Origin of the sequence: Lactobacillus pasteurii DSM 23907 = CRBIP 24.76 (assembly GCF_000297025.1) — a bacterium.
Lineage (GTDB): Bacteria > Bacillota > Bacilli > Lactobacillales > Lactobacillaceae > Lactobacillus > Lactobacillus pasteurii.
Window position 1 is genome coordinate 24,770 of sequence record NZ_CAKD01000023.1, and the last position, 12,269, is coordinate 37,038.

The following is a 12,269-nucleotide window of genomic DNA, read 5'->3' on the forward strand; positions in this document are numbered from 1 at the left end:
TATTTTTGTGAAACAATATATAAGATATATCTAATTTATATAAGTTCTTTATTTTAAGATTTGTGTTTTTGGATAGTTGCTGCGTTTATTGCTATAATGTAACCTGTATCTATTTTTGAAAAGAGGTATTTGTTTTGGCATTTGATGGATTATTTATACACTCTCTATTACAATCGATTTCCCCTATCCTAGAAGGTGGGAAACTTTCAAAAATCTACCAACCATTTAACCAAGATTTGATTTTTACTTTTCGTAAGAATCGACAAAACCAACAATTACTAATTTCTGCTAATGCACAATCTCCAAGAATGTACCTTACTAATATGTCAGTTACTAATCCGGATAAAGCACCTACTTTTGTAATGGTTTTGCGAAAATACTTGGAAGGATCTATTCTTTTAAAAATTGAACAAGTAGGATTGAATCGAATTATCAATTTCCACTTCAGCAATCGCAATGAATTGGGTGATCAAGTTCAGCTGGTGTTGTCTGTTGAGCTTATGGGACGCCACAGTAATGTGATTTTGTATAACCAAGGTACAAATAAAATTATTGATCTGTTAAAACGCATTAACCCCGATGAAAATCGTGCTAGAATGTTGCTACCAAAGGCTAATTATGAATTGCCTCCATTAAAGCCGGGAATAAACGGGCTTACTTTGACAGAAGATCAATTCAATGAGCTTTTAAAAGAAAATCCAGCTTTGCCTGAATTTGTATCTAAATTTGATGGTTTGGATAAAGATGATCGAATGGAATTCTTAGGATATTTAGAAGATGAATTATCTTATAACTCCTTAAAGATATTCTTTGATCATTTCAAGCGAGTTAAAGGTGCATACACACTCCTATCGCCTAATAATAAAAGAAAGATTTTTACCTATTTGCCATATCATTTAGATTTACAAAAAGAATCTTTTGATGAAGATTTAAACCATGCGTTGGATGAATTCTACCAATATCAAGCCAATCGTGACTGGGTAAAGCAAAAGGCTGGCGCAGTTGAAAAAGTTGTCAAAAACGAGCAGAAAAAATTAGCTAAAAAACTCGTTAAGCTTGAGAATCAATTAGATTTAGCAGAAAACTCTGAAGGCTATCGAATCAATGGCGAAATTTTGAATGCAAACTTATATAGTGTTAAGCCTGGGATGACCTCAGTTAAGCTCCCAAATTATTACGAAAATAATGCCTTGATCGAAATTAAATTGGACCCTGCCCTCTCTCCAGCTAAAAATGCTCAGCGGTATTTTGTAAAGTACAAAAAATTGCGTGATTCAATCCGTCATATAAATGAACAGATCAAGATTACCAATAGCAACTTAAATTATTTTGATTCTATTCAAACTGCAATCGATAACGCAGAACCAGATGATATTGACCAAATTCAAGATGAATTGATTAGCCAAGGTTATATTAAACGTCAAGATAAAAATAAAAAGCGTAAGACAAAAAAGATCTCCGAAAAGAGCATTAATCGCTTTAAACTAACTTCTGGTAAAGTAGTTCTTGTTGGTAAAAATAATTATCAAAATGATTGGCTTACTTTCAAAAAAGCTGACAAATCTGATTATTGGTTCCATGTTAAAAATATGCCTGGATCCCATGTAATCTTGCAAGACTCCGATCCTAGTGAACAAGATATTAAAGAAGCTGCAGAAATAGCAGCATACTTTTCAAAGGCAAGAGATTCAGCCCATGTTCAAGTAGATTATGTACTTGATAAACGAGTTAAAAAGCCTAACGGTGCAAAGCCAGGTTTTGTTATTTATACAGGACAAAATTCTATCGAGGTTACACCTAAGCAAGATGATGTAGAAAGCAAACGAATCTAGCTAAAAAAAGATTGACCAAATGATTGTCTGTTTTATAAACAGAACGATCTATCATCGGTCAATCTTTTTTATTTTTAAATTGGTTGTGTAGTTAATGCTAGAGATTCTAATACATCTAGAATCAATTCAGTTGTTTCAATACTTGAGAATACTGGAACATGAGTAAATAGCGCTTGATCTCTAATTCTAATAGCATCTTCACTAGCAATATCGGATAAGTTAGTGATATTTACGACCATCACAATCTTATGTTGTTGTATTCGTTCAAGAATTTTATGCGAATTTTCGTGCAATTTTTCTACTACTCCAGTCGTGATCCCTGCTTCAGCGAAAATATTAGCTGTCCCTTCTGTGGCGATCAGCTTAAATCCTAATCTATCGAATCTTCTAGCTAAATTAGTTACTCGCTCTTTATCTTCGTCACGTACAGAAATAAAAATTGTCCCATAGCTAGGAATATGTAAGTCACTAGCTTCATATCCCTTATATAATGCCTTAGCCAGCAACGTATCGCGCCCCATTACTGAACCAGATGATTTCATTTTTGAATCAAATGTATTATCACTTGAATAGTTAATGTAAGAAAAGACTGGCATTTTGACATGAATTAAGTTGTTTGCTTTCCAAAGTTCTTCCTTAAAACCTAGCTCTGTCAAACTCTTACCTGCCAAAATTTCAACTGCACATGAGGTGATATTCTTGCCAAGTGATTTAGAAAGAAATGCGACATTATGACCAGCATAAGGTTTTATCTGTAGAAGATATAAAGTATTTTCGACTTTCAAAAAGTGAAGATTATAAATCCCACGAACATGTAAGTTTTTAAGCAAAGAGATAGTAATCTGCGCTAATTCCTCTTGACCTTGAGCTGTTAGATTTTGAGGTTGGAAAACTGCGATAGAGTCTGATGCATGGGAGCCTGTTTGTTCAAGATGTTCAATAATACCTGGAATACTAGCATTCTCACCATCTGAAATAGCTGTTACTTCATATTTATTTCCTTCAATAAATCTAGAAATTGTAATTTCATCTAGATCATTTTCCATCAAGTATTTGTCAACTGCAGGTAGATCATAAACTACAGCGGATTTTTGCTTGATTGATCTACTGAAACCACCAATCAAAATTGGAAAATCATATTTTTTAACGAAGTCATAAATCTCAACAGGATTTCGTGAAATCAAAGAAGGCACTCGGTTAACATTGATCTTGGTATCAGCGAACATCTTATTGAGTAGATGCATCTTTGGTGCTTCTTCTCCCATTACACTAACGCCATGTTCGATCAACTCTTGACTTAAAGCATTAACCTTTTTACCAGAAAATTGCAACAGCACTTGATCGATCTTTTCAATCTTGATAATGGATAAAATCGATTCCATTGTAATTGGTTCAAAATAAACTCGATCAACATTTTTATAGCGAGTAGATACGGATTCACTATTGTTTGAAAGTAAAATAGTAGCATATCCTAATTTATGTAAAGTCTCTGCCGCATGAGCTATCATGTAATCAAATTCACTCGTCACTGAAACTTGAAGTGGCAACATACCAATGATTAATACTTTCTTTTGTGCATTAATTGGCTCTAGTTCATTTTCGACATTATAGGCACTATAAAATGCTTCAAAGTTTGGTCGATAGAATCCAGCTGAACCATCAATTTGAATAAATGATGGTGAAATATTATTTTGATCGATATACTGATCAACTACTTTGCTATCCAATTGTCGCAATTTGGCAATTAGCTCATTTGAAAAGCCATAAGTTTTACATTCTAATAGTAAAGTTTGATCTAATTCATCAGTTGCTTGAACTTTTTCGGCTAATTTGACAATATGTCTAAGTTTTTGGTAGTAAATGGGATGCAAATTGATAACATCCTCAAGTTCCGCATAACTTGCACCTTTATAAATAGCAACCATAATTTTGATTAGGTGTAACTCATCGAAATCCTTGAGTTCAAGCAGCAATTCTTGCTTATCTTTTTGCCAATATTTCTGAATTGCAGTCCAAGCTACATCTAGATCAATCGTGGAATATAAAGCCTTTAGGAATGCCGTTTCAAAATTGCGTCCAATACCGATCGCTTCTCCACTCGCTTGCATCACATTATTTAACTTATAGTGATTGATTCCTGATTCGGATAAAGACCAATACGGCATTCTAACTGATATTGTATCAAAGGTTGGCTCAATTGAAGCATTTAATCCAGTCATTGGGTCAACTATTTCATTCAATTGATAACCTATCGCTATTTTGGCAACAACATAACCAATGCTGTATGTGCCAGTTCTTTGTGCCCAAACTGCACTTCTAGTTAACCTTGATTTTACGGTTAAAACCTTGGCTTGAATCTGCGTACCATGATGCTTTATTGCAAAGTGAATGGATATAATGCCCACGGCTTCCAATTTGTTTGCAATTAGTCTTGATAATGCACGCAATTCTTGGATCTGGTCATTATTCAAGGTTAAGGCAGGAATAACGATCGCTGAATCGCCAGAATTAATTTTTACCGATTCCATTGAGTCAGTAAAATTGACAAAGACCATATTTCCTAATCGGTCTCGCACGACACTAACGATTACTTCGCCCCATGATGATAAGTCCTCGACTAATTGATAATTTTTCCAAGAGAAATCATCATTCTTCCGTTCCCGCTTAAAAAAGTTGACCAACTTATCAGCGGTTTTGAAGTGGAAGTATTCATTATGCGTGTAGCGGTGATACTTGGTTACCATCACTGGAAAAGTGATCGTATGTTCAATCTCGTTAGAGATATCATCAACTTTGCTAGCGATCAATTTATCATTTAGTTGCCAAGAGAAGTTTACATTAAGCCCTAAATCTGCAAGAAATTTGTTACGCTTGCGTTGATCTTCCATTGTAAGCATAAGATTGTTAAGAGTAAGCAAGCGAATATGCATCTGTTGAAGAATTCCATCTTGTAATAATTTTTTGGTGATTTTTAGACTGGTAGTTGATCCGTATGCAGTTATAATTGCATCCGGTTCTTCCATTCGCAAAATTCGCTTAAAAAAGTCAAGCGTCATTGGCTCAAGATAAACCGTAAGGTTTTCTCTTTTATCAGTCGATACTGTAGCCGGATTAGGATTGACTAGAACAACTTGAATGCCATCTTCAATTAAGGCGTCAATAGCATCCATTGCCAACAAGTCCATTTCTGCAACGCTACCAACTAGAGATGGTCCCGACCCTATTATTAAAACTTTATCTAAATCATTTTCTAAAGGCATTGTTAAATTACTCCATCATATCTAAAAAAGTCGTAAATATTTTATGGGCATCTAAACTTCCTGGGGCTCCTTCAGGATTAAAAGCCGTAGCAACAATCTTTTTATCTTGAAAGACATAGCCAGCTAGTAATTCTGTATGTAAGTCATAGTACTCTTGACTCATATGATCTTTGATACTATCTGGGAGAACTAATTGATCAATATTCATTGCCACTTGCCATAGCTCATTAGTCCCCTGTTCAACAACTGGGTAGTTAATTCCGTTAAAAATATGTGGTAGGTCAATCAACTCATATTTTAAGTAGTCGCTGATTGCTAAGAATCCCAACCCTATTCCTAAAATTGGACAGTTACCTAAATAATGATCAAAAATAGCCTGCAAGTTTTTGAGGACTTCTTGAGGTTTGCCCGGTCCATTTGAAATTATGATTCCATCCGGACGAATGTTTTCTAAATCATTAACACTGGCATTATAAGGCAAAACAGTAACGTTTACTTGTTTTAATGACAATTCCCGTAACATTGAGTGTTTCAATCCCAAATCAATAACGGCTACAGTCTTGCCAACATTTGGGGCAGCGTAAGCATTTTTAGTCGATACAAGTGAAGACTTATTTTTAGGCAAAACTAAGGCACGAATTTGATCAAATGCATGCTCATCGTTTGTATCCATAATTGATGCTTTGATCGTCCGCTTTTCTGTCAACTTATGAACCAATGCTCTTGTATCAACATTGCAGATTGCAGGAATATTCTTTTCACTTAAAAAGGTTTGTAGATCCTGAAAGGCAGGATTATCAGTAATGTTGATGGCAATATCCGAAACAATGATTCCTTTGATTGCTGGATCTATACTTTCATAATCAATGGCATTGATTCCCACATTACCAATCATTGGCGTAGTAAAAACCAATATTTTTCCAGCATTAGTTGGATCTGTTAAAGCTTCTTGGTAGCCGTAATTTCCAGTTTGAATTGCTAATTCACCGGTAGAAATTATACTAGCTCCCATACCATCACCAATAAAAGAACTACCATCTTCCAAAATCAAATATCTTTTCATGATTCCACGCTTACTTGTTTCTAAGTCTAATTAATGTTTGTTCAAAAATCTCCGGAACATCAACAGAAAATTCTAGCCATTCACCACTAGTTGGTTGATTAAATCCCAATACTTTTGCATGTAAAAACTGACCATTGCCTTTAAGTGTTTTTCTTGGTCCATATAAAGGATCCCCAGCAACTGGGTGGCCGATATAAGCCATGTGAACTCTAATCTGGTGAGTTCGGCCAGTTTCTAATTGACACTGAATCAAACTATATCCTTTAAACTGTTCTAAGACTTTAAAATGCGTCACTGCTGATTTGCCATTTTCAACTACAGCCATTTGCTTTCGATTTGAAGGATTTCGTCCAATTGGAGCGTCAATTTTACCAGCTGATTCGCCAAAATTACCATGAACAATTGCTAAATATAGTCGCTTATTCAATTTATGAGCAAGTTGATCTTCTAAAGATTCTCTTGCCTTAGGGTTTTTAGCAATCATCAACAGACCGGAAGTATCTTTATCAATTCTATGAACGATACCTGGGCGAAAACCTTCAGGACTAGCTGCCAAATCCTTGGTGTGATAAAGCAATGCATTGACTAAAGTATAATTTGGATGACCTGCAGAGGGATGCACAACCATGCCTTGAGGTTTATTAACTACGATCACATCCTGATCTTCATAAACAATATCTAATGGAATATCTTCTGCTTCTACATTCAAAGGCTCTAATGCAGGAACGTTCACAACAATTTTATCCCCTGCTTGCACTTTATACGATGCCTTTTCCTTTTTATCATTCACTAAAATGTTTTGGCTATCAATCAATTCTCTGATTCGAGTTCTTGAAAGATCAGACAATTTTTCAGCAATAACCTTGTCTAATCTTCCTTTTTCGTCTTGAATAACTAATTCATAACTATTTGACATTATTTTCTTTTCCTTCAATAAAAATTAGATAAATAAAAATTATTCCAACGCCAATCGTAATGGCAGAATCAGCAATGTTAAAGATATTGAAATGTACAAAATCCAATTGGATCATATCAATAACATACTTTAAATGTAAACGATCAATGAAGTTACCAATTACTCCACCTAGAACTAACGCTACACCCCACTTGAAGAGAGCGTTGTTTTCTTTAGAGCTTAAAATATAATAAACGCAGATAACTATAGCTACAATACTGATAATGTAAAATAGCCACATTTGTCCTGGAAGAATGTTCCAAGCAGCACCATTATTTTGTAGATAATTAAAAGAAATCAATCCTGGAATAATTGAATGAACTTCTCCAATTTGGTAATTAGTAGCTATGTAAGCTTTAAGACCTTGATCTAAGCCAACTGCGATAAGACTAATCAAAAAATAAATATATTTCATATTACGATTCACAATCCTTATAACCCATTCTTTTTGTACTAATTAATTATAGCAAATATTTTCTAATCACACTTTTTATATTAGAATGAAAATAAGTAAAAGAATTGAGGCATAAAAAATGAAAATTGCAATTTTGACAGACAGTTCAGCTTATTTAACTAGTCAACAACTTGAAGAATACAAAATAGATGTTATTCCTATTCCGCTCATTTGGGATAATCAAATTTATCGCGATATGATTGATATAAAATTTGAAGAATTCTACCATAAACTATCTGAAGCAGAGAATTTGCCAACTACTTCTCAGCCATCTATTGGAGACTTTCAAGAATATATCGATCGCTACGTTGAACAAGGGTATACTGATGTGATTGTCATCACTATCTCAAGTGGTATTTCTAGTTTCTATAGTACATTAGCTGCTGAGAAAAATAATGAAAATAGAATAAAGATTCACCTATTCGATTCAAAGGTTACTTGTGCCGGCTTAGCTCATGAGGTATTGCTAGCAGCTAAATTGGTTCAAGCTGGTGCTGACGCAGATACTATCATCAAATATTTGACTGATTTTAGAGATACTATTAAGGTAAGATTTGTCGTTGATGATCTAAAGTACTTGCAAAGAACAGGTAGATTATCAAATACGGCTAGCTTTGTTGGAAGTATGCTTAAGATAAAACCTATTCTGGCAATGGATGTCCAAAACGAAGGAAAGATCGAAGCCATTGCTAAGGAAAGACAATATAAAAGAGCATATCAACACATCAAAAAAGACTTTGCCAATAGCATCGCTTCTGTTTCATATCCAATCGAAAGCACAGTTTTTGATGCACTTGATCCAGATCGAAAATCTGATTGGTTAAACGATTATGAAGAAAGCTTTCCAACAGTAAAACTTGAAAGTAGCATCATTGGACCAGTAGTTGGCGTTCACGTTGGTCAACATGCGATCGCCATGATTTGGCATCGCGATATTGATTCTTATTTTGATGACCAAGGAAAAATAATCGATCTATAAGCAAAAACTATGATCTCAGCATTACTATATCAATATCATAATGCTAAGATCATAGTTTTTTATTTTTCAATTCTCAACAACATGTATTTCTTGATCGAATTTAATTGTAATCGATACACTTTAAAGAATTTCCATGAACCGATCAGTTCAGGTTCTTGATTGATTTGCCTTTTCTTTGAATAAGGCAATTTTAGATACTTATCATTATAAAATGAAGAAATCCAAGTATAAATGAAGGCCATTAAAGCTACAGCCAAAATACCAATAGCCAGCCAATTAATCTTTTCTGTTCCTTCATAAGTTATGACAAGTCCTACAAAAAGGATAACAAACAACCAACTGTAGTAAATTATGCCGGCTGTTCCCAAAAACACAAAATGTTTTTTGTTAGTAGTTTTTTCCATATATGGCATCTCTAATAATTAATTCTAGCTTGCAAATTGCTGTGACTGCTAGTATCGTATAAAGTCTTTAGATACAACCTATACTCTGGATGTTGTTTGATCAAAACTTTATATTCTTCTGATGAGCGAATTTTTGATAATTCTGCTTCACTCAAGTGATTATAACCTGTATAGAAATTATAATTCATCTTTGCAAAAAGCTTGCCCATCTTTCTAATCAAGTCAAGATTGTTATGATTTTTCTTAAGGTCCGATTGCATCAAGTCAGCTGCGATTGTACCTAATTGCAAGGTCTCTAAATAATCCCGAAAATGTAGTAATGTATAGTCCTGCTTTTCCTTTTCAGTTAGATAAGCAGCCATGTTAAATTCCTTTCGGATGTAGGTTATATGTCTTGAGTGTAATCTAACAACTCCATATCCTTGATCATTAGAGCCAAAACTTGATGTGACAATTTCCGTAGTTGGCGTCATATCCTGCGGACCCAAAATGTTTTGCGCATGAATATGACCGGAAAAAGCTAGTTTAACATTATAGCGACTACACAATCTTCGCAACTCATTCGCATTATCTAACACATATCCCCGATCAACGGCTGGATTATGTGCATATAAATTGTGATGCATAAAAATGATTGGACGCAAGTTCTCTTTGCTGGCATATTTCAATTGCCCTTCTATCCATTTGAGCTGCTCTTTATTAATGCCACCACGCGTATGTGGTGCTTCTGTCGTTTCTTCTTTTCCATAATAGTTTGAATCTAACATTAAAAGCAAGTACTGAGAATTCAACTTAACACTGTAAGCAAGTGAACTGTCGTCTTCACTTTCTGCTATGCGGTAGCATTTGTTAAAAATCATTTTCCAAAATCTTGGACTAATTTCGCCAGCATAGTATTGCTTTTTACCGTGGAATTCTCTAGCCCAGCCATCGAAAATATCGTGATTGCCAGGAACAACTAGCAACTTGGTAGTTGTCATTTTTGAAAAAATTTGTGCAAACTTTTCAGCTGAGACTCTTTCGCCGTTAAAAGTCACATCGCCAGTAACAACGATTGCAGCAGGTCTTTTCTTTTCTGCCATTCTAGCAAAAGCTGCCAAAGCTGTTTCTTGGTAATACAAATCTTTACCTTGGCTTGTTTTTTGCATACGCGAAAATGCTTGGCCATTATCATGCAAACTGTCAGCAATCAAGTGAGTGTCGGAAATAACCCAAATCTCTGTGTTTAAGTCGGAAGTAATCATTTTTTATTAACCCAATATTGATAGAAATCTACGCGAAGATTTCCATTGAATAACTTTCTTTTCTTTGTTGCTTTTTTGCCAAAATACTTTTCAAAGTTTTGATCAGCTGTTAAGTAATATTGACTGAAACTATCCATAGGTAAAAAGACTTTTCCCATTTCTTGATAAAGCTTTTCTGCAGACTCACGATCTTTAAGTCGTTTACCATAAGGTGGGTTGGCAATAATAATTCCATTTTCTAAATCAGTGGTGAAGTCCTTTACTGCTACTTGTTTAAATCTTATATCTTGCAAAACGCCAGCATTGTGAGCGTTCAGTTTGGCAATTTCTAAAACAGACTGGTCAATATCGCTAGCCCAGATCGGTGCTTCTAATGGCTTAACCTTGGTTGAAGCTTCTTCTAACATTGTCTTATGCAAACTACTATCAAACCAATCGAAGCCATCATATGCAAATTTTCTCCAAGTTCCCGGAGCAATATTTTTGGCCATCAAGGCAGCTTCGATAGCTAATGTACCTGATCCAGTCATTGGATCGATCAATGGGTGTGTACCGTTATATGGTGTTAGTCTTAATAAACCAGCACCAAAATTTTCCTTTAATGGTGCGCCACCATGTTCAACTCTGTATCCACGCTTGAATAAACTTTCTCCAGTAGTATCAAGAGATATTCTAGCCACATCTTTGTAGATGTGCACATCTAACGGATATTTATTCCCAGTTTCTGGCAAAAAGCCTCTACGGTGGTATTGATCAACCATTTTGTTAACAATGGCCTTCTTGGTAATTGATTGAATATCTGGTTCAGAATGCAATTTTGATCTAACAGCTCGGCCTTGAACAGGAAATTGTGCATCTACTGGTAATAAATCAGCCCATGAAAAACTGTAGACTTGATCATATAGTTGCTCAAAGCTCGTTGCTCTAAATTCTTGCAGCAAAATCTTAATTCTATCAGCTGTTCTAAGCCAAAGATTAGTTCTAACTATATCTTCTTGAGTACCCTCAAAAAATACTCGTCCATTTTCAGTTTTGGTCTCATACCCCAATTCCTTGAGTTCTTTGGCTACAACTGCTTCAAAGCCCGCTCCCATTGTAGCGTAGAGTGTATATTTCTTCATAGTAATCTCTTTCTTAAATTAAAAAAGTTGGACTCCATTCGAAGTCCAACTCTGCCAATGTGAATTTCTATAAGCCACGTTTTGTTCTAGTGATTTTGGCAAATCACTGTCTGCAGCCATCTATCTTTGAATAAATCAACCTGATCTTTAGTTCAATTCCTTAGATCAAGACGCCCCCACCAAATTTGGGTTGCACGCTCGCAGGGTTTACCTCGTTCCACCAGAGTCGTTTCCGACTCTGCTACGTCACTGTGGCACTTTCCAGGATACTAATGCATGTCAAAATGATTTAGCACGTTCTCCGCCGTGATTATAAAAATCCTCCAGCTTATTAGGCTGAATACGAACACTACAAGCATCGCAGCTTGTGCGTGCGTGGACTTTCCTCAGCTAGCTTATAGCTAACCGCGACTGCACAAAACTCACACTATCAAACATTATAACAAACTTTATTGCTTTTGTAAGCCATAAACTCGTTGTTCTAGATTATAAACTTTTCTTTCAAGAGTAGAAATTCGTTGGATGATTGCCATATTAGTAGAAGTTTCGCCTAAAGATATACTATCTTCGAAACTATTCTTGCTAATGTGTGGACGTTTGTTAACTGGAGTATAAGTTTTGATTTCTTCAGTATCTTTTTCCACACTTGGCTTTGCTACAACAGCTTTACTACTCTTTTGAGCTTCAATTAACTTGCCTTGCAAGTCACCGATTTGACCATATAGATCTTCGATTATTTGTCGAAAAACTCCATAGTCAGATATGATTTGATCCAAATAAGTATCAACTTCGTCTGGGTCATACCCTTTTACCTTCGTTTTAAATGTCTTTTTTAAAATATCTTCTGATGATAATTTTACATCACTTAATTTTGCCATCTCTGACAGCTCCTTTACACTTATGTAATATTTTAGCAAAAAATACCATACTAATAAACTGCTATGTGCACTTTAGCAA

10 protein-coding genes and 1 other RNA gene are annotated in these 12,269 nt (G+C 35.1%); 2 read left to right on the forward strand and 9 right to left on the reverse strand.

Annotated elements, in window-relative coordinates:
• The first annotated feature begins 134 nt into the window (after positions 1–134).
• Positions 135–1,832: an Rqc2 family fibronectin-binding protein gene (locus BN53_RS06360; RefSeq protein WP_009560114.1), complete on the forward strand. Its 1,698-nt coding sequence runs from the start codon at positions 135–137 to the stop codon at positions 1,830–1,832.
• A 74-nt stretch (positions 1,833–1,906) separates the two neighbouring features.
• Here the strand turns inward: BN53_RS06360 and BN53_RS06365 are convergent, their stop codons facing one another.
• Genes BN53_RS06365 through lspA form a run of 4 tightly spaced genes read right to left on the reverse strand, consistent with a single transcriptional unit; the run spans position 1,907 to position 7,525 of the window.
• Positions 1,907–5,092, reverse strand: a complete 3,186-nt coding sequence (locus tag BN53_RS06365; protein ID WP_009560115.1) for a carbamoyl phosphate synthase large subunit — start codon at positions 5,090–5,092, stop codon at positions 1,907–1,909.
• 7 nt (positions 5,093–5,099) lie between these two features.
• A complete protein-coding gene (locus BN53_RS06370; RefSeq protein WP_009560116.1) occupies positions 5,100–6,155 on the reverse strand; it encodes a carbamoyl phosphate synthase small subunit in 1,056 nt (351 codons plus the stop codon).
• A 10-nt stretch (positions 6,156–6,165) separates the two neighbouring features.
• A complete protein-coding gene (locus BN53_RS06375) occupies positions 6,166–7,071 on the reverse strand; it encodes an RluA family pseudouridine synthase (RefSeq protein WP_009560117.1) in 906 nt (301 codons plus the stop codon).
• Positions 7,061–7,525: a signal peptidase II gene (lspA, locus tag BN53_RS06380; RefSeq protein ID WP_009560118.1), complete on the reverse strand. Its 465-nt coding sequence runs from the start codon at positions 7,523–7,525 to the stop codon at positions 7,061–7,063. Before lspA ends, BN53_RS06375 begins: the two co-directional genes overlap by 11 nt.
• Positions 7,526–7,643: 118 nt before the next feature.
• Here lspA and BN53_RS06385 point away from each other — a divergent pair, with 118 nt between their 5' ends.
• Complete coding sequence (locus tag BN53_RS06385; protein ID WP_009560119.1) at positions 7,644–8,543, forward strand: DegV family protein; 900 nt, start codon at positions 7,644–7,646, stop codon at positions 8,541–8,543.
• Positions 8,544–8,602: 59 nt separating this feature from the next.
• Here BN53_RS06385 and BN53_RS06390 read toward each other — a convergent pair whose 3' ends face one another.
• The 5 genes from BN53_RS06390 to BN53_RS06405 form a co-directional block, all read right to left on the reverse strand.
• Entirely contained in the window at positions 8,603–8,947 is a 345-nt protein-coding gene (locus BN53_RS06390; protein ID WP_133286445.1) for an acyltransferase, read from the reverse strand.
• Positions 8,948–8,958: 11 nt separating this feature from the next.
• Positions 8,959–10,191: a metallophosphoesterase gene (locus tag BN53_RS06395; protein WP_009560121.1), complete on the reverse strand. Its 1,233-nt coding sequence runs from the start codon at positions 10,189–10,191 to the stop codon at positions 8,959–8,961.
• A complete protein-coding gene (locus tag BN53_RS06400; RefSeq protein ID WP_009560122.1) occupies positions 10,188–11,312 on the reverse strand; it encodes a THUMP domain-containing class I SAM-dependent RNA methyltransferase in 1,125 nt (374 codons plus the stop codon). The genes BN53_RS06395 and BN53_RS06400 overlap by 4 nt, the downstream gene beginning before the upstream one ends.
• Before the next feature lie 65 nt (positions 11,313–11,377).
• Positions 11,378–11,735: RNase P RNA component class B (gene rnpB / locus BN53_RS09490), an RNA gene on the reverse strand.
• Positions 11,736–11,761: 26 nt separating this feature from the next.
• Complete coding sequence (locus BN53_RS06405) at positions 11,762–12,190, reverse strand: DivIVA domain-containing protein (RefSeq protein ID WP_009560123.1); 429 nt, start codon at positions 12,188–12,190, stop codon at positions 11,762–11,764.
• Positions 12,191–12,269 lie beyond the last annotated feature (79 nt).

What these genes read in the sequence shown, in the direction of transcription:
- BN53_RS06390 (WP_133286445.1), bottom strand. Translation starts at nt 8,947, where the DNA reads ATGGAAAAAACTACTAACAAAAAACATTTTGTGTTTTTGGGAACAGCC.
- BN53_RS06370 (WP_009560116.1), bottom strand. Translation starts at nt 6,155, where the DNA reads ATGAAAAGATATTTGATTTTGGAAGATGGTAGTTCTTTTATTGGTGAT.
- BN53_RS06365 (WP_009560115.1), bottom strand. Translation starts at nt 5,092, where the DNA reads ATGCCTTTAGAAAATGATTTAGATAAAGTTTTAATAATAGGGTCGGGA.
- BN53_RS06375 (WP_009560117.1), bottom strand. Translation starts at nt 7,071, where the DNA reads ATGTCAAATAGTTATGAATTAGTTATTCAAGACGAAAAAGGAAGATTA.
- BN53_RS06400 (WP_009560122.1), bottom strand. Translation starts at nt 11,312, where the DNA reads ATGAAGAAATATACACTCTACGCTACAATGGGAGCGGGCTTTGAAGCA.
- BN53_RS06395 (WP_009560121.1), bottom strand. Translation starts at nt 10,191, where the DNA reads ATGATTACTTCCGACTTAAACACAGAGATTTGGGTTATTTCCGACACT.
- BN53_RS06405 (WP_009560123.1), bottom strand. Translation starts at nt 12,190, where the DNA reads ATGGCAAAATTAAGTGATGTAAAATTATCATCAGAAGATATTTTAAAA.
- lspA (WP_009560118.1), bottom strand. Translation starts at nt 7,525, where the DNA reads ATGAAATATATTTATTTTTTGATTAGTCTTATCGCAGTTGGCTTAGAT.
- BN53_RS06385 (WP_009560119.1), top strand. Translation starts at nt 7,644, where the DNA reads ATGAAAATTGCAATTTTGACAGACAGTTCAGCTTATTTAACTAGTCAA.